Below are 22741 nucleotides of genomic sequence, written 5' to 3' on the forward strand. Positions count from 1 at the left end.
ACTGCGATGCGAATCTATGGCAAACGAGGAAAGGAAGATGATAAGAAAACCACTGGCCCTGGCGTTAATCCTGGCGGCGCTGCCGGCCGCGGCAATGGCACAACGCTGCGGCGACCTGACGCTGGATGTCTGCCCAACGCCTTACGACCAAACGCTACCCGCCGCCAAAGATATGCTCAGCTGGGATCAGACTTCACGCGTGATTGGCTTTCGAAATGACTATCGCAACTATGCCGGCGATGTTTTCCGCCACGGCGCCTCGGCGCCGCTGGAACGCGCTGAAAAGCCATTGACCGATGCCCGCTATACCCTTAACGGCCACACCTGGACCCTGCAGGATTACCTGAAGCGCGAGAACGTCAGCGGTATGCTGGTGCTGAAAGACGGCAAAGTCGCCTGGAAATATCTTGGCGACGGCAACACCGATACCACCCTGTGGACCTCACGCTCGGTGGGAAAATCGGTGGTCTCGACGCTGGTGGGCATCGCCATTCAGCAGGGTAAGATCCACTCCCTCGATGATCTGATTACCGTTTATGAACCCGAACTGAAAGGCACAGCCTGGGACGGCGTGACGCTGAAGCAGTTGATGCAGCACACCAGCGGTGTGGAATGGAATGAAGACTACACCGACCCGCAGTCGCACTTCGCCCGCCTGACCCAGTGCGAGGCGCAGCCCGGGGCCTATGCCTGCGTGCGCAAGATCGTCACCGGCCTGGCGCGCAAACATCCGGCGGGCGAGCAGTGGTCCTACTCTTCCGGCGGCGCCTGGCTGCTGGGCGATATCCTGGAGCGCGCCACCGGCATGTCGCTGGCCGCCTGGCTTGAGCAGTCGCTGTGGCGGCCCGCCGGGATGGCCCACGACGGCGTATGGCATGCTTATCAGCAAGGGAAGCACGATGTCGGCGCCCACGGTTTTAACGCCACCCTTGAAGACTGGGGCCGCTTCGGCGAATTCGTCGCCCGCGATGGTCGGTTAAGCAACGGCAAACGGCTGGTGCCGGCGGGCTGGTTCGATCAGGCCGCAAGCTGGACCACTGCGCTAAACTCGGTCTCGGCGGCGCATCCGCAAGGTATCTACGGCTATCAGTGGTGGAATAACGCCATTCCGGCGAATGCGCAAAACGTCCAGCCGACGCCGCAGGAAGGGCTGAAAGACTCGCTGTGGGCGCTGGGGATCTACGGCCAGGTGATCATGGTGAACCGCGCGGAACACCTGGTGATCGTCCAGTGGTCGACCTGGCCGCAGGCGGAACCCTCCTTTAACGCCCAGCCGCTGGAAGCGGCGCTGATGTACACCGCCATTGCCCGCGAGCTGCGTTAACCCTCCCTGCTCCTTGCCGCTCAGCCGGCGAGGAGCGTGTCGGCATTCAGCGCCAGGTGCTGCAGCAGGATAATGGTTTTGGCATCCATGATCTCGCCATCGCGAATGGCCTGCAGCGCCCGCGCCAGCGGCCACTCCAGCACTTCAATGTCCTCACCTTCCGCCGCCAGCCCGCCGCCGTCTCCCTGCCGGTCATCGGCCTGATATTCGGCGATAAAAAAGTAGAGTTTTTCGGTGACAGATCCGGGGCTCATAAAGACGGTGAAGAGGGGCTCGATGCGCGTCACCCGAAAGCCGGTCTCCTCTTCCGCTTCGGCAACGATCCGCGCCTCCGGCGAGGCGTTATCCAACAGCCCTGCCGCCGCTTCAATGAGATATCCGTCGTGACCGTGAGTAAACACCGGAAAACGGAACTGACGGGTCAGGACCACCGTCCGCTTTTCCAGGTTGTAGAGTAAAATGACCGCGCCGTTGCCGCGATCGTAGGCCTCGCGGCTCTGCTCCTGCCAGCGTCCGTCCCGGCGCTGCAGTTCGAAGGTATATTTTTTCAGCGTGTACCAGTTATCAGAGAGCAGCGTCTCGCGAACGTGACGGACGTGCGGTGCATGAGTTTGCATGTTATATCCCCTTTCAGATGACAGCAGGCACCATAACATGCATAATCGCGCATAAACAAGATCACACGTGAAGGAAAAATCATGCTCGCCAGTCAACGAAAACAGCAAATCCTGCAGATCCTTGCGGAAGAAAAACAGGTAATGTCCGGGGAGCTGAGCCAACGGTTTAACGTCTCTGAGGACTCCATTCGCCGCGATCTGCGCGAGCTGGCGGCGGAAGGAAAACTGCAGCGGGTCCACGGCGGGGCGCTGCCGGTCTCTGCCGCCATCGCCCCTATTGAAACACGCAAAAGCGTGCAAATCGCCTCCAAACAGGCGGTGGCGCGCGCTGCCGCCGGCCTGATCCAGCCTGGACAGGTGGTGATTGTCGATGGCGGCACCACCACCGCGGCGATGATCGGCTTATTACCCGCCGACCTCAGCTGCACGGTGGTCACTCACAGCCCCGGCATCGCCGTGGCGCTGGTCGATCACCCGCGAATCGAGGTGATCCTGCTCGGCGGCAAAGTGTTTAAGCATTCGGTTGTCGCCGTCGGCCCCGAAACGCTGGAAGCAATGGCGCGGATCAACGCCGATGTGTTCTTTATGGGGGTGACCGGCGTCCACCCGCGAGCGGGTTTTACCACCGGTGATTATGAAGAGGCAGGCATCAAGCGCGCGCTGGCGGCCAGGGCCGCGGAAACCGTGGTGATGGCCTCCCGGGAAAAGCTCAACGCCGCGTCGGCCTTTGCCATCGGCGAGCTGAACCTCGCCAGTACGCTTATCGTCGATGGGGAGCCCGACGCCGCGCTGCGCCAGCGGCTGGTGCAGAGCGGCGTGGAGATCGTCCCCGTACAGCGGTCGCGCTGACGGGGCGTGGCGCTTAGTTGCCGCCGGACGTCCGGCGCTGCAGCTGGTCGCGCAGGTTCGGCGGGGTGCCCTTAATGGTCAGGGTATCGGTGGCGGGATCCCAGAATACGCGTTCGCCCAGCAGCATCGCGTCGAAGTTAATGGTCAAACCGCCGCCGCTGCCGGCAAACTTGGTCAGCTGACGTAAGGTGCTGCGATCCGCCGGGAAGCTCTCTTCCAGCTCGTAGCCCTGCTCGGCGGTGAACTCCTGGAAGCTCTTTTCGCTGACGCCGGCAAGCTCTTTGGACAGCGACTCCAGCTCAATCTCTTCCCCGGCCTGCAGCTGTTCATTGCAGTAAGCATAGACCTGCTGACGCACATTCTGTCGCTCGGATTTATCAAGCTGCGCGTCGGCGGCAAAGTCATCCACCGCCTGCAGCAGGCCGCGGTTCTGCGCTTTGGCGTTGAGACCTTCGCTGGCGCCGAGGAAATCCATGAAGAAATCGGCCACTTTGCGCCCCACCCGCCCTTTCAGGAAGGTCAGGTAGCGGGTCGACTCCGGATTGGTTTCCCACTCGGTCAGATCGATGCGCGCGACGATATCGGCATGGTTAATATCCAGATAATGGGTCGAGCGGATATCCAGCTCTTCGTTGACGCGCATGCTGCTCAGGTTATTGAGCACCGCCACCAGCAGATACTCGACCGCCAGGTAACGATACTGACAGAAGAGGACAATGCCCCCTTCGGCGAACGGGTATTTCGCCAGCTCATCGCGCAGGCGGCCGGTCGCCGCGCGGCTGAACGCCAGAAACTCCTCTTCCCCCTGACGCTGCAGGCGCAGCGCCTGCGCCAGTTCGCTCTCTTCATTGAACAAGCCATAGGCTTTGCTTTTGGCGCTATAAACCCGGTGCAGTTCAGCCATCATCTCGACGACCGTCGCGTTCGGCTCCAGCAGTGACTCGCGCAGCACCAGCTCCAGATTTTGTTCATCACGTTTGATTAACTGATGCAGGGCAATCTGGTCGATATCCAGACTCATGTTAAACTCTCCTTTTAGACCGGGCGGTATTCAACCACCGCCGGGTTGCCGACGCAACTGGCACCACACATTTCGACGTCATGACTGACGATCGGTGCGCTTTTGCGCCGCGGCGAAAAAATGCGGAAAAAAAGCTGCTGCTACGGTAATATGTTGCCCTTTCACGAACAAACAGATTTTGAGTTTATGCCGCAAATTTCCCGCTATAGCGATCAACAGGTCGAACAGTTGCTCAGCGAGCTGACGAACGTCCTGGAATCACACAAAGCCCCGGTTGACCTTTCACTGATGGTGTTAGGCAATATGGTGACCAACCTGATCAACAGTAGCGTCGCGCCGGCGCAGCGTCAGGCCATCGCCCGTTCTTTCGCGCAGGCTTTGCAATCTTCGATTAACGACGATCCAGCGCATTAAGGATAACAGCAACAGTATATGGTGACTCTACGTCAGCCCTACCGAGAAAAAGTCTCCCAGATGGTTAGCTGGGGGCACTGGTTCGCCCTGTTCAACATGTTGTTGGCCATGGTGCTCGGCAGCCGCTACCTTTTTGTCGCCGACTGGCCGACGACGCTTGCCGGACGACTCTTTTCGTACGTCAGTCTCGTCGGGCACTTCAGCTTCCTGGTGTTTACCAGCTATGTGCTGATCCTCTTTCCGTTGACCTTTATCGTGGTCTCGCAGCGCCTGATGCGCTTCCTGTCGGTGATCCTTGCCACCGCCGGGATGACGCTGCTGCTGATAGACAGCGAGGTCTTTACCCGCTTTCATCTTCATTTAAACCCGGTGGTCTGGGAGCTGGTCATCAACCCTGACCAGAATGAGATGGCGCGCGACTGGCAGCTGATGTTTATCAGCGTCCCGGTCATCTTTTTGATTGAAATGCTCTTCGCCACCTGGAGCTGGCAAAAGCTGCGCAGCCTGACGCGTCGCCGCCATTATGCCCGCCCGGTCGCCTGGTTCTTCTTTTTGTCGTTCATCAGCAGCCACCTGGTCTATATCTGGGCGGATGCCAATTTTTATCGCCCGATCACCATGCAGCGAGCGAATCTACCGCTTTCTTATCCGATGACCGCCCGTCGTTTCCTTGAGAAACATGGCCTGCTCGACGCCCAGGATTATCAGCGTCGCCTGGTGGAGCAAGGGGCGCCGGAGGCGGTATCGGTCCAGTATCCGCTCAGTAACCTGCGCTACCGCGACCTCGGCGCGGGCTATAACGTGCTACTGATCACCGTCGACAACCTGAACTACTCGCGGTTTGAAAAAACGATGCCGGCGCTGGCGGCGTTTGCCAAAGAAAACGTGAATTTTACCCAGCATATGAGCTCGGGCAATACCGCCGACAGCGGCCTGTTTGGCCTGTTCTACGGCATTTCGCCAGGCTATATGGACGGTGTCCTCTCGGCGCGTATTCCCGCGGCGCTGATCACCGCTCTCAACCAGCAGGGCTACCAGCTGGGCCTGTTCTCTTCCGATGGGTTTAGCAGCCCGCTGTATCGCCAGGCGCTGCTCTCCGACTTCTCGCTGCCGAGCGCGAAGACCCAGAGCGACGAGCAGACCGCCAATCAGTGGATCGGCTGGCTGGACCGTTACGCGCAGGATGAGAATCGCTGGTTCTCGTGGGTCTCGCTCAATGGCACCACCCTCGACGATACGCAGCAGCAGGGCTTTGTCCGCCGTTATAGCAAGGCGGCAGGCGACGTTGATGCCCAGATCGATCGGGTGCTGACCGCGCTGCGCGAAGCCGGCAAGCTCGATAATACGGTGGTCATTATCACCGGCGGCCACGGCAAGCCGCTTAACGTCAAACACGACCCGTTCGACTGGTCGCGCGAGCAGCTGCAGGTGCCGCTGGTTATTCACTGGCCGGGCACGCCGGCCCAGGAAATTGCCACCCTGACCGATAACAAAGATGTGATGACCACGCTGATGCAGCGCCTGCTTCACGTGTCGACGCCGGCCAATGAGTATTCGCAGGGGGAAGATCTGTTCAGCGCCGCGCGGCGTCGGAACTGGGTCACCGCGGCCAACGGCGATACGCTGGCCATTACCACCCCGGCTATCACCGTGGTCCTCAACCATAACGGCACCTATACCACCTGGAGCCGCGACGGTGAGAAAATCAAAGATCAGAAACCGCAGCTCAGCCTGTTGCTGCAGGTCCTGACCGACGAAAAACGCTTTATCGCTAACTGATTGATTAATTATGAATCAATCGCGCGCGACCCGCTTGCATTCGCTTGGGGAACGGGTAATATTGTTCCCCACGCGTCGGCACGTAGCGCAGCCTGGTAGCGCACCGTCATGGGGTGTCGGGGGTCGGAGGTTCAAATCCTCTCGTGCCGACCAAAAATCCCTGAGAAACCAGCCTTTTAAGGCTGGTTTTTTTATGCCCCTCTTTTACGCCTGTTCCCCTCAGCTCGTTGAATTTGTGCCCTTTCCGCGCCACAGCGTATAGAGTACGACTATCCTGATGGTAAATTACGTCGTAGCATCTATTATTCGACCGTATGACTCATAAGCAGGAGCGGATGACATGAGAGTTAATGGACTTACCAAAGGATTTTTCATCCTTATCGTCTTCATTGTAACCCTGGCCTTTTTTGATGTTCTCTCACCCTATTATTCCGCCATCCTCTGGGCCGCCATCCTCGCGGTGATTTTCAATCCGGTCAAAAACAAGATGCGCACCCGCCTCGGCGAACGTAACGGCCTTGCGGCGCTGATGACCATCGTCATTATCTGCCTTATCGTGTTCACGCCGCTGGCGATTATCCTGTCGTCACTGGCCTACGAGCTGAACGTGGTGTACAGCAAACTGCAGCATAACGATACCCAGTTCCCGACGGTGGTCGCCAGCCTGATCGCCCACCTCCCCGGCTGGGCCAGAAGCTTCCTCGCCGAACATAACCTGGATAGCGCGCAGCAGATCCAGCAGCAGCTCTCCGATGTCGCCCTGAAAGGCGGCCAGTATCTGGCCGGCAGCGCGTTTCTGATTGGTAAAGGCACCTTTGGCTTCACCGTCAGCTTCGGCATTATGCTCTACCTGCTGTTCTTCCTGCTGAAGGATGGCCCTCACCTGGTGCTGTTGATCCTCGAGTCTCTGCCGTTATCCAGCTACGTGAAGCAGCACCTGTTCGCTAAGTTCGCCGCGGTGGCCCGCGCCACGGTAAAAGGCACCGTCGCCGTGGCGCTGGCGCAGGGGGCGCTGGGCGGCTTTGCCTTCTGGATCGCCGGTCTGGACGGCAGCATTCTCTGGGGCGCGCTGATGGCGTTCCTGTCGCTTATCCCGGCGGTAGGCTCGGCCATTATCTGGGTGCCGGCGGCGATTTACCTGTTTGCCACCGGCCAGCTGTGGCAGGGCGCCTTTATCGTCGGCTTCTTTGTCATTGTGATTGGCCTGGTGGACAACATTCTGCGTCCGCTGCTGGTGGGCAAGGATACCAGGATGCCGGACTATCTGATCCTGATCGCCACCCTCGGCGGCATGGAGATCTACGGTATTAACGGCTTTGTTATCGGCCCGCTGATCGCCGCCTTGTTTATCGCCTGCTGGAATTTGCTGTCGGGGCGGGAACACGCTGGCAACACTGATGAAATCGATGAAGAATTTATTGAGGAAGCGAAAAATAGCCGTAATGAATAATTTCACCGGCAGGCCTCTGGCGGCCTGCCAGCGCCCCTGTTGCGCTCTGCGCGGCCGACGTCCTACCAGTAGATAACACTATTCATTTTGCAAAAATTGGTAAATAAATCTTAACATTTAGTAAAGTGATGATAGGCTATCTCTGTCAGGAACGAAAATAAAGGATGATCAACCGTGAAAAAAATCACTACGCTAGCCGTTTCTCTGCTGACCGCCGCCTGCATGTCCGCCGGCGCCCTGGCCGCAGACCAGCCGCTGGAAAAAGTCGCGCCGTTCCCGAAAGCGGAAAAAGGCATGAAGCGTCAGGTTATTCAGCTGCCGCAGCAGCAGGATGAATCGGCGCTGAAGGTTGAGCTGATGATCGGCCAGACGCTGGAAGTCGACTGCAACCACCATCGTCTTGGCGGGGAGCTGGAAAGCAAAACCCTGGAAGGCTGGGGTTATGACTACTATGTTTTTGATAAGCTGAGCGGCCCGGTATCCACCATGATGGCCTGCCCGGACGGCAAGAAAACGAAGAAATTTGTGACTGCCGGCCTCGGCGATGACGCCATGCTGCGCTACAACAGCAAGCTGCCGATCGTCGTCTACACGCCGACCAATGTCGATGTGAAATATCGCATCTGGCGCGCGGAGGAGACTATCGGTAACGCCGAGGTCCGCTAAGGCGTGCCATTAAAACGGCAATAAAAAAACGGCAGCCCGCAGGCTGCCGTTTTTGTCAGAGCGCGATATCCGCTATCGGCTTGCCGCCGCTCAGCGGCTTCAGCTCCGCCTGCGGGGCTTCATCCATCGCCGCGGCTGGCTCATATTTCAGCTCCAGCACTTCACTGGTCCACGCCAGCGCTTTCTCAATCTCCGCCGGGTTACCATCAAGGCGAATACCGTAGGTCGGGATGATCGCCTTCAGCCTTGCCTGCCATTCCGGCGAATTAACTTTGTCCTTAAACACTTTTTCCATCAGCTGCAGCATGATAGGCGCCGCGGTGGAGGCGCCTGGCGATGCGCCGAGCAGCGCCGCGACGGTGCCTTCGTCATCGCTGACCACTTCGGTGCCCAGGCGGAGTACCCCGCCCTTCTTCGCATCGCGCTTGATGATCTGCACGCGCTGACCGGCCTGCCACAACCGCCAGTCCTCTTTCCGCGCTTCCGGATAGTATTCGCACAGCGCGGCCAGACGATCTTTATCTTTCTGCATCACCTGGCTAATCAGATATTTCACCAGATCGAAGTTGTCCAGGCCGACGTTGAGCATCGGCAGGATATTCGAGGTATTGGTCGAGGCCAGCAGATCCCACAGCGAACCGTTCTTCAGGAAGCGGGTCGAGAAGGTCGCGAACGGCCCGAACAGCACCACGCGTTTACCGTCGATAATACGGGTATCGATATGCGGCACCGACATCGGCGGCGCGCCCACTTCGGCCTGGCCGTAAACCTTCGCCAGATGGTGGTTTACCACCTCCGGATTTTCGCAGACCAGGAACTGGCCGCCGACCGGGAAGCCCGCATACTCTTTGGCCTGCGGAATGCCGGTTTCCTGCAGCAGGGTCAGCGCCGCGCCGCCGGCGCCGATAAAGATAAATTTGGCTTTAATAACCCGCTTCTGACGACGGTTGTCGGCATCCGCGAGGGTGACCGTCCAGCTCTTGTCGGCGTTGCGCTTGAAGCGACGTACCACGGTGCCCAACTGGAGGGAGAAATTATCATGCTTTTGCAGGCTGGCGATCAGCTGGCGGGTGATTTCGCCATAGTTGACGTCGGTTCCCACTTCCGTACGGGTGGCGGCCACTTTTTGCAGCGGGTCGCGACCTTCCATCACCAGCGGCGCCCAGGCTTTGATCTGCTGATGGTCTTCAGAGTAACGAATGCCGCGGAACAGTTCGCTCTGCTGCAGCGCCGCATAGCGCGCGCGCAGGAAGTTGACGTTATCTTCGCCCCACACAAAGCTCATGTGCGGCACGCTGTTAATGAATGATTTTGGTTTGTTCAGGACGCCGCGCGTCACCTGATGCGCCCAGAACTGACGCGAGATGTGGAAGGCTTCGTTGATGTCGACCGCTTTGTCGATATTGATGCCGTTGGCGGTCTGCGGCGTGTAGTTCAGCTCCATCAGCGCCGCGTGGCCGGTCCCCGCATTGTTCCACCCGTTTGAGCTCTCTTCCGCCACGCTGGACATCTGCTCAACCATGGTAATAGACCAGTCTGGCTCAAGCTCCTGCAGCCAGGTTCCCAGTGTGGCGCTCATAATGCCGCCGCCAATCAACAATACATCCGTCTCTTGCTCATGGCGGGTGTTGGTCCGAGTGCTGTTGGGACCAACCGCCTGTGAGCGTGGTACGGCCATCTTTTTATTCATCGGATTTGAGCCTTACTTTACTCGCTGTTTTTATTTAGCGCAGGTGATACGATTCTCACCCCTCACGTTACCACCGAAGCTCAAAAATTTAAATATTGTTTAAATTTTAAGTTCTGTTTTGAGATCCGTTATAAAAATGTTTAATAAATGTATACAGCAAATCACTTTTTGTACTGGTGCGCTGGTAGATTCCGCGCTATCATCCCTGGTTTTGTGACAGACCGCACGGAAGCTGGGTCTGACACCGCTCCTCCTTTTTTTATAAGCTGCGAACTTTTTTTATGCCTCCAGTTTCTGACTCCGCCGCTTCCGGCAACCTGCGCACCATCCTCCGTTCTCCGTCGCTGCTGACGCGCGAAGCCCTGGCCGGCGTGCTCACCGCCCTGGCGTTAATCCCGGAAGTGATTTCTTTTTCTGTCATCGCCGGCGTTGACCCACAGGTGAGCCTGATTGCTTCCGTGGTGCTCTGTCTGGCGATGTCGCTACTCGGCGGACGCCCGGCGATGGTCACCGCGGCCGCGGGCTCAGTAGCGCTGGTCATTGGCCCGATGGTGCATCAGCACGGCGTGGGTTACATTCTGCCAGCCGTCATTCTGGCGGGTATTATTCAAATTTTGTTTGGTCTGTGCGGCATGGCGCGCCTGATGCGCTTTATCCCCCCGGCGGTGATGACCGGGTTCGTCAACGCCCTCGGGATCCTGATTTTCTTTGCCCAGGTGCCGCACTTCTGGAGCCGCCAGCCGCTCATCGTCGGCCTGTTTGTCCTGACGCTGCTTATCGTCCTGTGGGCGCCGCGCTTTATTAAGGCTATCCCGGCGCCGCTGATCGCCATCGTCGCGCTCACTCTCTATACCGTCACCACCGGCCAGCTGCTGCCGACCGTCGGCGATGAAGGCTCGATGAGCGGCGGCCTGCCGGGATTCACCGCCCTGACCGTTCCCCTCAATCTTGCCACGCTGCAGATTATCTGGCCGTGCGCCCTCAGCATCGCCTTTGTCGGCCTGATGGAGTCTTTGCTGACGGCTAAGCTGGTGGATGACCTGACCCATACGCCGTCGAATAAATCTCGGGAGAGCGCCGGGCTGGGTATCGCCAACATCCTCGCCGGCTGTTATGGCGGTATCGCGGGCTGCGCGATGATCGGCCAGACCATCGTTAACGTGGAAATGGGTAAAGCCCGCAGCCGTCTCTCTACGGCGATCGCCGGTCTGGTGCTGCTCCTGCTGGTGACAGCGCTCAGCCAGGTGATGGCGAAGATCCCGATGGCGGTCCTGGCCGGGGTGATGGTGATCGTGGCGGTGAAGACCTTTAGCTGGCACAGCATTCGCCCGGGCGAGCTGGCGCGCAATCCGTGGCCGGAAACGCTGGTGATGCTGGTGACCGTCGCCGCGACGGTGGGAACCAGCAATCTGGCGATTGGCGTGCTGGCGGGGATCGTCGCGATGGCGATCATCCCCCGCCGCCTGCGGGCAAAAGCGCAGGCTACATCAGAAACAGCGTCGCCAGCCCCAGAAAAATAAAGAAGCCGCCGGTGTCGGTGATAGCGGTGATCATCACGCTGGAGCCGACCGCCGGATCGCGCCCCAGCTTCACCATGACCATCGGGATGATGACGCCCATCATCGCCGCCATCAGCAGGTTGAGCATCATGGCCAGCGTCATCACTCCGCCAAGCTGCGGATCGTCATACAGCCACCAGGTGATGCCCCCCATGATCCCGCCCCACACCAGGCCATTAATCAGCGCAACGCCCATTTCACGCAGGATCAGGAAGGTAAAGCTGCCGGGCTGGATCTGCTGCAGCGCCATCGCCCGGACGATCATGGTGATCGTCTGGTTGCCGGTATTGCCGCCGATCCCGGCGACGATCGGCATCAGCGAGGCCAGCGCCACCAGCTGAGAAATGGTGTGTTCGAAGCCGTCGATGACCCTGGATGCGATAAACGCCGTACACAGGTTGACCGCCAGCCACGCCCAGCGCGTTTTTACCGCCTTGCTGACCGGGGCGAAGACATCTTCTTCATCGCTCAGACCGCCCATCCGCCGCAGATCGTTGTCGGTCTCTTCATAGACCACATCGACGATTTCATCGATGGTCAGACGGCCGATCAGCTTACCATCGGCATCGATAACGGCGGCGCTGAGCAAGTCATCACGTTCGAAGGTGCGCGCCACCTTCTCCGCCTCTTCGTGCGGCTGAAAGGTGACCGGATCGCCCTCCATCACCTCCCCCACCCGCTTCTGCGCATCGTTGAGCAGAATGGTCTGCAGCTCCAGCTCGCCGAGCAGCAGCTTATTGCGGGTGGTGACAAACAGTTTGTCGGTGTTCTCCGGCATTTTACCGAGACGCCGCAAATAGCGCTGGACCGCCGCCAGGGTGGCCTCCGGCCGCACCGTAATGACCTCAAACTCCATGATCGACCCGACGCTGTTGTCGGCGTAGCGCATGATCTGGCGAATACGGGCGCGCTTCTCGGCCGGCAGGGTCGCCAGCAACCGTCCGGTCAGGTTGCGCGGCAGATGCTGCAGCAGGTAAACCTGTTCATCGATATCCAGCGGCTGCATCGCCTGCAGCAGCTCGTGGTCGCTCATCTTATCGATGAGGTCGCCCCAGACGTTTTCTGAGGCTTCCAGCAGCACTTCGCCGCGTTTATCGTCGGGCACCTGGCACCACAGCGCGGTGCGGGCGTCATAGGGGAGCGCTTCCAGCGCATCGGCGAGATCCGGCGGCGGCAGATGCGAGACCAGGATTTCCACTTCGGCCAGGTCATCGGCGAGCGTACCTTCATCGTAACGTTCTGCCAGCGTCAGTTTGCCCAGCAGCGCAGAGGTCACCGCTTTATCGGTGCTCAACAGCCAAATCAGACGGGCGCGCTCTTCGTCACGCAAGCGGGCGCTTTTTTTATGCAAAACGGACATCGGTCGGGCAATCCTTTTGAGAATAGTGAGCCGGCCTGCGGGCCGGAAGCCTTAAGCATAGCGCGAGGAGGGGGAAATAATAACCGTCAGCAATGTAGACGCTGAAAATTTCAGCGGCGCCCGGGCTTTCCCCGGGCGCGCAGCGTGAATCAGGCCGTGCGGGCCACCGCATCGCGGGAGGCCTGCGCCCGCTCTTCGCCGGTGAGCTCTGACAGCTGCCCGGCACGCATCTCCAGCAGGCGATCGGCGTGCTGGAAGTAGTGATCGTCATGGCTGATGGCGAACACGGTTTTCCCCATCTGCTTCATCAACGGCAGCAGGACCTGATAGAACTCGCGGCGGAAATGCGGATCCTGATCCGCCGCCCATTCATCCAGCAGAATGATATCCCGGGACTCGGCCAGCGCCAGCAGGAGCGCCACGCGCTTCTTCTGCCCTTTCGACAGCCGCAGGTCGCCGATCTTACCGTTTTCCAGCTGCAGCTTGTGGGCCATTTGCAGACGCTCCAGCCACGTTGCCACCAGCGCCGGATCGGCCTCCTCGCCCTGCGGCCCGAGCAGACGGTCGAACAGCCAGACGTCTGTAAACACGGCGGAGAACAGTTTGCGGTACGCCTCCGGTTTATCCGCCGCCAGCGGCTGGCCGTCCACCAGAATCTGACCGGAAACCGGCTGATACAGGCCGGTCAGGAGCATCGCCAGGGTTGACTTGCCGCTGCCGTTGCCGCCGATCAGAAACACCAGTTCGCCGCGTTTTAGCGTCAGATTAAGCGGCCCTACCGCAAAGCGATGGTCCGGATAATGGAAAGTGACATCGCGCAGCTCCAGCGTCTGCCAGTCAGCCTGCGGCTGCGGCCGGGGGAAATCGGCCCGGTAAGGGGTGAGGGAGAACTGGCGCAGCTTGTTGAATGCCACCTGGGCGCTCAGCAGCGTGGGCAGCGCGCCGACGGCGGAGAGCAGCGGCGTGCGCAAAAACAGCAGCGTCAGGGAGTAGGTCGCCGCCACGGCGGTATCGGCCCAGCCGAGGCTGTTGGCCATCCAGAACACCAGCCCGATGGCGCCAAGCATCATAATATTCGACCAGTTGACCGCGCTGAGGTGGAAGGTATCGGCGCGAACGATGTGGTGCCGGTACTCACGGGCGTCCGGGAGGTAGAGCTGATTAAACACATACTCCGCGCGCTCGCGGTTGAGGGTCAGCTCTTTGCGCCCTTCCAGCACCGTCTGGTAGTCGTGATAGAGCTTATCTTCCGTTTCGCGCAGGCTGGCCATATGTCTGTAGACCCGCGACACCAGCACAAAACCGCCCCAGATGGTGAGCGCCATCCACAGGGCCGTCACCAGCATCATTTTTCCTGACAGCCAGGCCAGATAAGCGGCGGAGCCGAAGGTGAGAATGATCCCCTGCACCAGCTCAGGGAGGCGTACAAAGGCGATGGTAATATTGCGGATATCGCTGGTCAGCCCGGCAAGCAGCGACGCGCTGCCGATCTTCTCCACCTGTTCAATCTGGGTATCGAGGATGCGTTTCACAAACTCGCCGCGCAGGCGATAAACAAAATGATGGCCGAGGGTGGTCAACGCCAGCTGCGAGCCCAGGGTCACCGCCATCAACAGCCCCAGCAGGCCAAGAAATTCCGGCAGCACCCGCAGCGAGGTATCGACAGTGGCGATCAGGCGCAGGTTAATAAAGGCGATTAAGCCGATACCCAGCGCGGCGCTGAGCAGGCTGAGGGCAATAACGCCCAGAAACGGCCAGCGATACTGGCGCCAGACGAGAGAAAGAAGTTCCATAACAGGCTATCCGGAAAAGCAAAACAGCCAGCAGTTTAAACGGCTCGCCGGTGACATCAAGAATAATTCTTATTTTAATCGCCGGGACGGCCCGCCTGCCGAAAGGTGAGGTTATATCGACAGTCTCCGGTCTCGGGATGATGGCCCGCTTTCAGCGGCTGAACGCCATGATAAAACAGGCGCGACTCCCCGCCCCAGACCACCACATCGCCATGCTCCAGCAGCAGCCGCTGCAGCGGGTCGCTGCGCTGCAACCCGCCAAACTGAAAGATGGCCGGCACGCCCAACGAGACCGAGACGATCGGCGCCCGCAGATCCTGTTCATCTTTATCCTGATGCAACGACAGCTTTGCGCCGGGCTGGTAGCGGTTAATCAGACAGGCGTCGGGGGAAAAGCCCGGGTAGCCGCCGGCCGCGGCTGCCGCCAGCGCCAGTTCACGGAATACGGCCGGCATCGGCGGCCAGGTGTGATGAGTTACCGGGTCGACCGGGGCGTAGAGATAGCCGTGGCGATCGGTGGTCCAGCCCAGCCGGCCGCAGTTGGTCATCGCCACCGACATGGTGTACCCGCCCGGCGTGACCATCTGGCGAAACGGCGACTGACGGGCGACGTCGGCAATCGCCTGCAGCAGCCCCGGAGCGCGCTCACGGGCAAAGCGCCGAAGTACCACCGCGCCGGGGGCCAGCGGCTCCTCCCACGGTGGGGTATCGCTAAACAGATCGAGCATTACTCCTCCTCTCGTTGCGCCTCGCGCGCCAGCAGCTGCGCTTTTCGCGCGGTTCCCCAGCGATAACCGGACAGCGCGCCATTCTCACGCACCACCCGATGGCAGGGAACGATCACCGCCAGCGAATTCGCCGCGCAGGCGCCGGCCACGGCTCTTACCGCCCGCGGCTGGCCAATATGCTCCGCCACCTGGCGGTAGCTGCGGGTCTCGCCCGCCGGGATCTGCCGCAGCGCCTGCCAGACCTGCAGCTGGAACGCGGTGCCCTGCAGATCCAGCGGCAGCGACACCGGCCGCCGGCTGTCGTCGAGGTGGGCAAAAATCTCCGCCATCTGACGACGAAACTCAGGGTCGCCCTGGCGCAGCTCGGCGCGGGGAAAGCGCTGGCGCAGATCGTCGAGCAATGCAGCATCGTTATCACCCGGCAGCACGGCGCAGACGCCGCGTTCGCTTTGCGCCACCAGGCAGCGGCCCAGCGCGCAGTCGCCCGTCGTCCAGGTCACCACGGCGGCGGCGCCGCCGCGGCGAAACTGGCTGGCGGTCATCCCTAAGGCGGCATCGGCCTGGCGATAATAGCTGCTGCTGTCGGGGAAGCCGGCCGCCAGCGCGGCGCGGGTCACCGGTTTCCCCTGCTCCAGCGCCTCGCGCAGGCGTCGCGCGCGCCACGCCTGCTGCCAGGCTTTGGGGGTCATACCGGTCACGGATTTGAATAAACGGTGGAAATGAAACGGGCTGACCGCCAGCTCGCGCGCCAGCGCCTCGAGGGTCAGGGGCGCCTCCTGCTCCAGCAAGCGACAGGCCTGCGCCACTTTATCGATCCTTTGCTGCTGCGGGCAGGCTTTATCCGGCTGGCAGCGTTTGCAGGGGCGGAATCCCGCCGCCACGGCAGCAGCGACGTCAGCAAAAAAGCGCACGTTTTCCCGCCGCGCGCGCCGCGAGCGGCAGGAGGGACGGCAGCAGATGCCGGTGGTCAGTACCGCAAAGACGAACTGACCATCGGCCCGGGTATCACGCTCGCAGACCGCCTGCCAGCGGCGGTCATCAGTATCGGCAACTATCGGTTTCATCACGGGTCTCCTGCTGTAAGTGTATCCTCAGTCTGTGGTAAAGCCCGCCTCAAAAAACCCGCAATCTTGCTTTTTAATTTTTTTCGCCGACGAGGAAGGTACGGAACTGCGGCGACATCCAGGTTTTAAAGCCCTCCCCCTCTTTGACGATCATGTAGACTGCCAGCCCTTGCTCGCGCACCACCTGCTGCGCTTTTTCCGGCCCCAGCACCATCAGCCCGGTATCCCAGCCGTCCGCCTCCAGCGCCGTTGGCGCAATAACGGTCACCGAGACCAGCTTATGGGTTATCGGCTGCCCGGTCTGCGGGTCGATGACGTGAGAGATACGTTTCCCGTCGAGTTCATAGTAGTTGCGATAGCTGCCAGAGGTGCTGATGCCGTGGCCATTGATGTCGACAATCGCCTGAACGGCGTTTTCCCGGTCGGTCGGTTTCTGGATCGCCACCCGCCAGGGCTTGCCTTCGCCATTCATCCCGCGGCTGACCAGCGCCCCGCCCACCGACACCAGATAGCGGGAGATCCCCTCCTGCTCCATCAAGCGCGCAAGGTGGTCGGCGGCATAGCCTTCCCCCACGGTGGAGAGGTCGACAAACAGATCGGGAATATCTTTTTGCAGGAACTGCCTGCCGCTCTGATTGATAACCTGCAGATGCTGCAGGCCGGTGCGCGCTTTCGCCGCGACGATCGCCTGCGCATCCGGGGTGGCGACCGGCTGTTTATCCGGGCCAAAGCCCCACAGATTGACCAGCGGCCCCACGGTGATGTCCATCGCGCCGTCCGTTTTGGCGCCAATCCGCAGCGACAGGGTCACGATGTCCACCATCGCTTCGCTCACCGGCCAGGGCCGGGTATCCGCCGCGTGGTTGAAACGCATCAGCGCCGAGTCGTTTTTCCAGGTCGACAGCAGGCGATCGTCGGCGTCCAGCTGGGCCTGAACCTTGGCGCGCAGCGCCTGGGCCTTTGCCTCATCCACGCCGATAACGCTGACCCGCCAGAAGGTGCCCATCGTTTTACCATCCAGTACGGTGGCCGTTGAGGCGGGTGTCGCGGGAGTGGTGGCTGAATCGCAGCCAGAGAACAGTACGCAGGCGCCCAACAGCGCGGCGCGAAAGAAAGTCATATCCATTAATCGAGGCTCCTCTTACCAGGGCGACAAGAGTATACCAGCGAGGTTAAACCAGACATAAAAAAAGGCGCCAGAGGCGCCTTTTTGTTATACAGCTTGCAACTTAGAACTGGTAAACCAGGCCCAGGGCAACCACGTCGTCGGTAGAAACACCGGCTTTGCGGGTGAAGCTGTTGTCGTCCAGCAGGTTGATTTTGTAGTCAACATAGGTGGACATGTTTTTGTTGAAGTAGTAGGTCGCGCCAACGTCAACATATTTCAGGATGTCCTGGTCGCCGTAGCCTTCCAGATCCTTACCTTTAGACTGCAGGTAAGCGACGGACGGACGCAGACCGAAGTCGAACTGGTACTGAGCAACCACTTCGAAGTTCTGCGCTTTGTTAGCAAAGCCCAGAGAACCAGCGCGGGTCGCGTTGTAGGTCTGGGTGTACTGAGTGGCCAGGTAAACGTTGTTCGCGTCGTATTTCAGACCGCCGGTGTAGGTTTCAGCGTTGTCGCCACGACCCAGAACCAGGTTGTTCTGATCGTCGGTACGTTTAGAGTGAGAGTACGCGAAACCAGCGCTGATGCCATCAAAGATGTCATAAGTTACAGAGGTACCGAAGCCGTCACCGTTCTGTTTCTGAGCGCCACGACCGTTGTTGGTCGCGCCTTCGCCGCTGACGCTGCCGTTTTTACCCTGGTACTGCAGAGCAAAGTTCAGGCCGTCAACCAGACCGAAGAAGTCAGAGTTACGATAGGTTGCAACGCCGTTAGCACGGGACTGCAGGAAGTTGTCAGAACCGTAGGTGTCGCCGCCGAATTCCGGCAGAACGTCGGTCCAGGACGTTACGTCGTATACTACGCCGTAGTTACGACCGTAGTCGAAAGAGCCCGCGTCGCCAAATTTCAGACCGGCGAATGCCAGACGAGTCCAGGCCTGATCGCTGGAGCTTTCAGTGTTGTTCGCCTGAACGTTGTATTCCCACTGGCCGTAACCGGTCAGCTGGTCGTTGATCTGAGTTTCGCCTTTCACGCCTACACGCATGTAGGTCTGGTCGCCGTCGACGCCCTTGTCGTCAGAGAAGTAGTGCAGACCGTCAATTTTACCGTACAGGTCTAATTTGTTGCCGTCTTTGTTATAAATTTCAGCCGCATTTGCTGCGCCTGCTACCAGCAGAGCCGGTACCAGGAGGGACAGTACTTTAACTTTCATGTTATTAACCCTCTGTTTGTTATATGCCTTTTATTATGCCACTGCTTACTGATTACCCTTCTAATCAGTCGGCTATTTCATTGTGCTGCAAAATGCAGAATAATCCAACAAGAATATGATACTAAAACTTCTAAGATGTTTCAAAGTTCCCACAAGATGTTTCAATTTGTAAATGCAGCGGAACTTTTTTTCACCCCAAAATGGCCAGGGAAATACGCACTAATAATCAAAAAAATTATTTAGCCATTCAAAATCAATACGATATACAAAACCAAGCCTATAGCACTGAATGGTAAAACAAAATGATCATTGGTGACTAAAATAAGAGTCGCTATCATCATTAACTTTATTTATTACCGTCATTCAGTTCTGAATGTCTGTTTACCCCTATTTCAACCGGATGCCTCGCATCCGGTTTTTTTTACCCTTCTTTACACAACTTTAATTTATCTGTGCTACAGCCAATGATTCCCTAACGACTATTAATCAATCAATTAGGCAGCCTTTCGTGCTTATTCCGCCAATGTCTTGTTATTTCGTGCGATTCTTCGCTTTTGTTTCTGCCAATATCGTCAGCTGTCAGCCTTGCGGACGCGGTTTCATTTACGCTTCGTTTCTAAGATAATTCCTGGGCGGTATCGCGCCGCTGGCGCCAATCTGTAGTATGGATTTACGCCATTAGCCTTTATACTGCCTGCAGCATCTGCTTTGTTGCCAGTTACTCTGGCGCTACATCCTGTTTACAAACAATGATGAGTCGTTCAGCCACAAGATGACCCCGAAAAAATTCTCTCTGATCCCCGGCAACATCAGCCGCTTCTTCATTTTGATGGTTATTGTCCTGCTGGCGACGATGGGGGTGATGATTCAAAGCGCCGTCAATGCCTGGCTGAAAGAGAAGAGCTATCAGGTGGTTGATGTCTCCCATGCCCTGCACCAGCGTATTGATACCTGGCGCTATGCCACCTGGCAAATCTACGACAATATCGCCGCCACCTCTTCCAACACCGCCAGCGGCGGCCTGCAGGAGACGCGTTTAAAGCAGGACGTGTACTATCTGGAGAAGCCCCGACGTAAAACCGAAGCCCTGATCTTTGGCTCCCACGACAGCTCGACCCTCGAGATGACGCAAAAAATGTCCGATTATCTGGATATTTTGTGGGGCGCGGAGACCATTCCGTGGTCGATGTACTATCTCAATGGTCTGGATAATAGCCTGATTCTCATCTCCACCCTGCCGTTGAAGGACCTCTCCTCAAGCTTTAAAGAGTCAACCATCAGCAGCGTGGTGGAATCCCGGCGCGCGGAAATGCTGCTGCAGGCCAATACCCTTGATGAGCGCGAGACCTTCTCGCCGCTGCGCCATCTTGCCTGGCAGAACGCGCACTACTTTACGTTACGTACTACCTTCAATCAGCCTGGACACCTGGCGACAGTGGTCGCCTTCGACCTGCCGATTAACGATCTGATCCCGCCGGGCATGGCGCTGGACAGCTTCCGTATCGAGCCTGATCCCTCGCAAAATGTTGCCGCCAGCCCCGAGAAAGAGGCTAGCGATCATATCGGGATCACCTTCAACGGCATGCAGATTGACATCGCCACCGACATCAGCACCACCGGTATGCAGGTGCTGTGGACGGTCCCGATGAGCACCATGCTGCTGGAGTCCCTGCAAAACATTCTTCTGCCGCTGCTGCTTAACATTGGCCTGCTGGCGCTGGCCCTGTTCGGTTTCACCACCTTTCGGCATTATAAAGGACGCAGCAGTGCCTCGGGCGCCGGGCTCCCCTCCGCCGCCAATAGCGAACTGCGTTTACTGCGCGCCATTAATGAAGAAATTGTGTCTTTGCTGCCGCTGGGGCTGCTCGTCCACGATCAGGAAGCCAACCGAACGGTGATCAGCAACCCGATTGCCGACCATCTGCTTCCACACCTGAACCTGCAGAACATCACCAACATGGCGGACCAGCATCAGGGGGTGATCCAGGCCACCGTCAACAACGAACAGTATGAGATCCGCCAGTATCGCAGCCAGGTAGCGCCGCGCACGCAGATCCTGATTATCCGAGACCAGGACCGCGAAGTGCTGGTCAATAAAAAGCTCAAACAGGCCCAGCGCTTGTATGAGAAAAACCAGCAGGGCCGGGCGGCCTTTATGCAGCATATCGGCAGCGCCCTGAAGCAGCCCGCCCTGAACCTGGCGGCCGAGGCAGCGGCGCTCGACGGCGCGGAGAACCGGACGCTGGCGCAGCATGCCGATGAGCTGGTCACACTGATCGATGACATTCAGCTGGCTAACCTGCTGGAAAGCGATGCCTGGAAAACCAGCCAGTCGCTGTTCTCGGTGCAGGAGCTGATCGACGACGTCGTACCGGAGGTGCTGCCGGCGATGAAGCGCAAGGGGCTGCAGTTGCTTATCAATAACGCGCTGCCTGCCGGCGAGCAACGCTATGGCGACCGTGAAGCGCTGCGGCGCACGCTGGTGCTGCTGATCCAGTATTCCGTCACCACCACGCCGATCGGCAAGATCACCCTCGACGTCTGCCAGGAAGAGTCGGCCAGCGATCGCCTGACCTTCCGCATTCTCGATACCGGCAACGGGGTCTCGGCTAACGAGATCGACAATATGCACTTCCCGTATCTCAATGAGACCCAGAGCGATCTGTACGGCAAAGCGAACGCCCTCACCTTCTGGTTGTGTGACCGCATGACGCGCAAGCTGGGCGGGCAGTTGACCATCAAAGCGCGAGAGTCGCTGGGGACTCGCTATAGCCTGCATCTGAAAATGCCGGCCAGCGAAGAGGCGCCAGAGGCGGGAGAACATCTGCTGGATGACGTTATCGTCCTGCTGGATGTGACCTCCAGCGAAGTGCGGCGGATTGTCACCCGCCAGCTGGAGAGCTGGGGGGCGTCCTGCATCACGCCGGACGATCGGGCGACAAGTCAAGCGTTCGATCTGTATTTAACGGATAATCCGTCTAATCTTACTGCTTCGGGCTTGCTTTTAAGCGATGATGAGGTTGGGATACGCAAAATCGGCCCGGGCCAACTGCGGGTCAACTTTAATATTAGCACGGCGATGCAGGAGGCTATCCTGCAGCTTATTGAGCAGCAGCTGGCGGAGGAGGCGGTTCAGCCCGCCACCTCAGGAAACGAGAGTAACGCCGAACTCCATGCCAGCGGCTATTACGCACTGTTTGCCGATACGGTACCGGATGATGTTCAGAGATTGTATACTGAAATCGAAGCGGGCGATTTTGCTGCTCTGGCACAAACCGCCCACCGCCTCAAAGGGGCATTTGCTATGCTTAATCTGATACCCGGCAAACAGTTATGTGAAACGCTTGAGCATCTGATTCGCGAAAAGGATGCGCAAGGCATAGAAAAATATATCAGCGACATTGACGCTTACGTCAAGAGCTTGCTGTAGAAGGTAGCCTTATACATGAACACTATGAACGTAATTATTGCCGATGACCATCCGATCGTACTGTTCGGTATTCGTAAGTCACTTGAGCAAATTGAGTGGGTGAACGTCGTTGGCGAGTTTGAAGACTCCACGGCCCTTATCAACAATCTTCCGAAGCTGGACGCCCATGTGCTGATCACCGATCTGTCCATGCCCGGTGATAAATACGGCGACGGGATCACGCTGATTAAATACATCAAGCGCCACTTCCCGGATCTGTCGATCATTGTTCTGACCATGAACAACAACCCGGCGATCCTCAGCGCGGTGCTGGATCTGGATATCGAAGGGATCGTCCTCAAGCAGGGGGCGCCGACCGATCTGCCAAAAGCGCTGGCCGCGCTGCAGAAAGGGAAGAAATTCACCCCGGAAAGCGTCTCTCGTCTGCTGGAAAAAATCAGCGCCAGCGGCTATGGCGATAAACGCCTGTCGCCGAAGGAGAGCGAAGTGCTGCGTCTGTTCGCCGAAGGCTTCCTGGTGACCGAGATCGCCAAAAAGCTTAACCGCAGCATCAAAACCATCAGTAGCCAGAAAAAGTCGGCAATGATGAAGCTGGGCGTCGAAAACGACATCGCCCTGCTGAACTACCTGTCCTCCGTCTCGCTGAGCGCGACGGACAAAGAGTAACCCTACGCTC

At 58.6% G+C, this 22741-nt stretch carries 18 protein-coding genes and 1 tRNA gene; 10 read left to right on the forward strand and 9 right to left on the reverse strand.

The window, feature by feature from the left end:
• Positions 1-37: 37 nt before the first annotated feature.
• A complete protein-coding gene (locus QLG03_RS08870; protein ID WP_255989036.1) occupies positions 38-1324 on the forward strand; it encodes a serine hydrolase in 1287 nt (428 codons plus the stop codon).
• 20 nt (positions 1325-1344) lie between these two features.
• On the opposite strand, the gene QLG03_RS08875 is transcribed toward QLG03_RS08870, so the two are convergent.
• A complete protein-coding gene (locus tag QLG03_RS08875; RefSeq protein WP_255989034.1) occupies positions 1345-1941 on the reverse strand; it encodes an NUDIX domain-containing protein in 597 nt (198 codons plus the stop codon).
• An 81-nt stretch (positions 1942-2022) separates the two neighbouring features.
• On the opposite strand from QLG03_RS08875, the gene QLG03_RS08880 reads away from it, so the two are divergent.
• Positions 2023-2790 carry a DeoR/GlpR family DNA-binding transcription regulator gene (locus tag QLG03_RS08880; RefSeq protein WP_049013174.1) on the forward strand — a complete coding sequence of 256 codons (768 nt, stop codon included), beginning with the start codon at positions 2023-2025 and terminating at the stop codon, positions 2788-2790.
• Positions 2791-2803: 13 nt separating this feature from the next.
• On the opposite strand, the gene yejK is transcribed toward QLG03_RS08880, so the two are convergent.
• On the reverse strand, positions 2804-3811 hold the full coding sequence (gene yejK, locus QLG03_RS08885; protein ID WP_004144267.1) for a nucleoid-associated protein YejK: 1008 nt from the start codon (positions 3809-3811) through the stop codon (positions 2804-2806).
• 186 nt (positions 3812-3997) lie between these two features.
• Between yejK and QLG03_RS08890 the strand changes: the two genes are divergently transcribed.
• The 5 genes from QLG03_RS08890 to eco all read left to right on the forward strand — a co-directional run bounded on the left by QLG03_RS08890 (position 3998) and on the right by eco (position 8120).
• Positions 3998-4225, forward strand: coding sequence for a YejL family protein (locus tag QLG03_RS08890; RefSeq protein ID WP_004195346.1), 228 nt, complete (start codon positions 3998-4000; stop codon positions 4223-4225).
• 18 nt (positions 4226-4243) lie between these two features.
• Positions 4244-6004, forward strand: a complete 1761-nt coding sequence (gene yejM / locus QLG03_RS08895) for an LPS biosynthesis-modulating metalloenzyme YejM (protein WP_049013176.1) — start codon at positions 4244-4246, stop codon at positions 6002-6004.
• 76 nt (positions 6005-6080) lie between these two features.
• Positions 6081-6157 (forward strand) — tRNA-Pro (locus QLG03_RS08900).
• A gap of 187 nt (positions 6158-6344) precedes the next feature.
• Entirely contained in the window at positions 6345-7454 is a 1110-nt protein-coding gene (locus QLG03_RS08905; protein ID WP_048336221.1) for an AI-2E family transporter, read from the forward strand.
• Positions 7455-7628: 174 nt separating this feature from the next.
• Entirely contained in the window at positions 7629-8120 is a 492-nt protein-coding gene (gene eco / locus QLG03_RS08910; protein ID WP_023290474.1) for a serine protease inhibitor ecotin, read from the forward strand.
• A 55-nt stretch (positions 8121-8175) separates the two neighbouring features.
• Here eco and mqo read toward each other — a convergent pair whose 3' ends face one another.
• Positions 8176-9810: a malate dehydrogenase (quinone) gene (gene mqo / locus QLG03_RS08915; protein ID WP_032453547.1), complete on the reverse strand. Its 1635-nt coding sequence runs from the start codon at positions 9808-9810 to the stop codon at positions 8176-8178.
• A 281-nt stretch (positions 9811-10091) separates the two neighbouring features.
• On the opposite strand from mqo, the gene QLG03_RS08920 reads away from it, so the two are divergent.
• The gene (locus QLG03_RS08920; protein ID WP_023290476.1) at positions 10092-11330 is read left to right on the forward strand and encodes a SulP family inorganic anion transporter; all 1239 of its coding nucleotides are present in this window, start codon (positions 10092-10094) and stop codon (positions 11328-11330) included.
• Here QLG03_RS08920 and mgtE read toward each other — a convergent pair.
• The 6 genes from mgtE to ompK36 form a co-directional block, all read right to left on the reverse strand.
• Positions 11293-12729, reverse strand: a complete 1437-nt coding sequence (gene mgtE / locus QLG03_RS08925; RefSeq protein ID WP_023290477.1) for a magnesium transporter — start codon at positions 12727-12729, stop codon at positions 11293-11295. The two genes, QLG03_RS08920 and mgtE, sit on opposite strands and share 38 nt — an antisense overlap.
• 149 nt (positions 12730-12878) lie before the next feature.
• Positions 12879-14522: a multidrug ABC transporter permease/ATP-binding protein gene (locus tag QLG03_RS08930; protein WP_255989029.1), complete on the reverse strand. Its 1644-nt coding sequence runs from the start codon at positions 14520-14522 to the stop codon at positions 12879-12881.
• 74 nt (positions 14523-14596) lie between these two features.
• On the reverse strand, positions 14597-15250 hold the full coding sequence (gene alkB / locus QLG03_RS08935) for a DNA oxidative demethylase AlkB (protein WP_147733367.1): 654 nt from the start codon (positions 15248-15250) through the stop codon (positions 14597-14599).
• Complete coding sequence (gene ada / locus QLG03_RS08940; protein ID WP_072422099.1) at positions 15250-16314, reverse strand: bifunctional DNA-binding transcriptional regulator/O6-methylguanine-DNA methyltransferase Ada; 1065 nt, start codon at positions 16312-16314, stop codon at positions 15250-15252. The genes alkB and ada overlap by 1 nt, the downstream gene beginning before the upstream one ends.
• 73 nt (positions 16315-16387) lie before the next feature.
• Positions 16388-17440, reverse strand: coding sequence for an FAD:protein FMN transferase ApbE (gene apbE, locus QLG03_RS08945; protein ID WP_282473618.1), 1053 nt, complete (start codon positions 17438-17440; stop codon positions 16388-16390).
• 103 nt (positions 17441-17543) lie between these two features.
• Positions 17544-18635, reverse strand: a complete 1092-nt coding sequence (ompK36, locus tag QLG03_RS08950; protein ID WP_117136808.1) for a porin OmpK36 — start codon at positions 18633-18635, stop codon at positions 17544-17546.
• A 772-nt stretch (positions 18636-19407) separates the two neighbouring features.
• Between ompK36 and rcsD the strand changes: the two genes are divergently transcribed.
• Both rcsD and rcsB read left to right on the forward strand, forming a co-directional pair.
• The gene (gene rcsD, locus QLG03_RS08955) at positions 19408-22065 is read left to right on the forward strand and encodes a phosphotransferase RcsD (RefSeq protein ID WP_023290483.1); all 2658 of its coding nucleotides are present in this window, start codon (positions 19408-19410) and stop codon (positions 22063-22065) included.
• Between the two features lie 15 nt (positions 22066-22080).
• Positions 22081-22731 (forward strand): response regulator transcription factor RcsB, encoded by a 651-nt coding sequence (gene rcsB / locus QLG03_RS08960; RefSeq protein ID WP_002913007.1) that lies wholly within the window; start codon positions 22081-22083, stop codon positions 22729-22731.
• Positions 22732-22741 lie beyond the last annotated feature (10 nt).

Source organism: Klebsiella sp. V115_8, from assembly GCF_029967715.1.
Taxonomy (GTDB): Bacteria; Pseudomonadota; Gammaproteobacteria; order Enterobacterales; family Enterobacteriaceae; genus Klebsiella; species Klebsiella quasipneumoniae.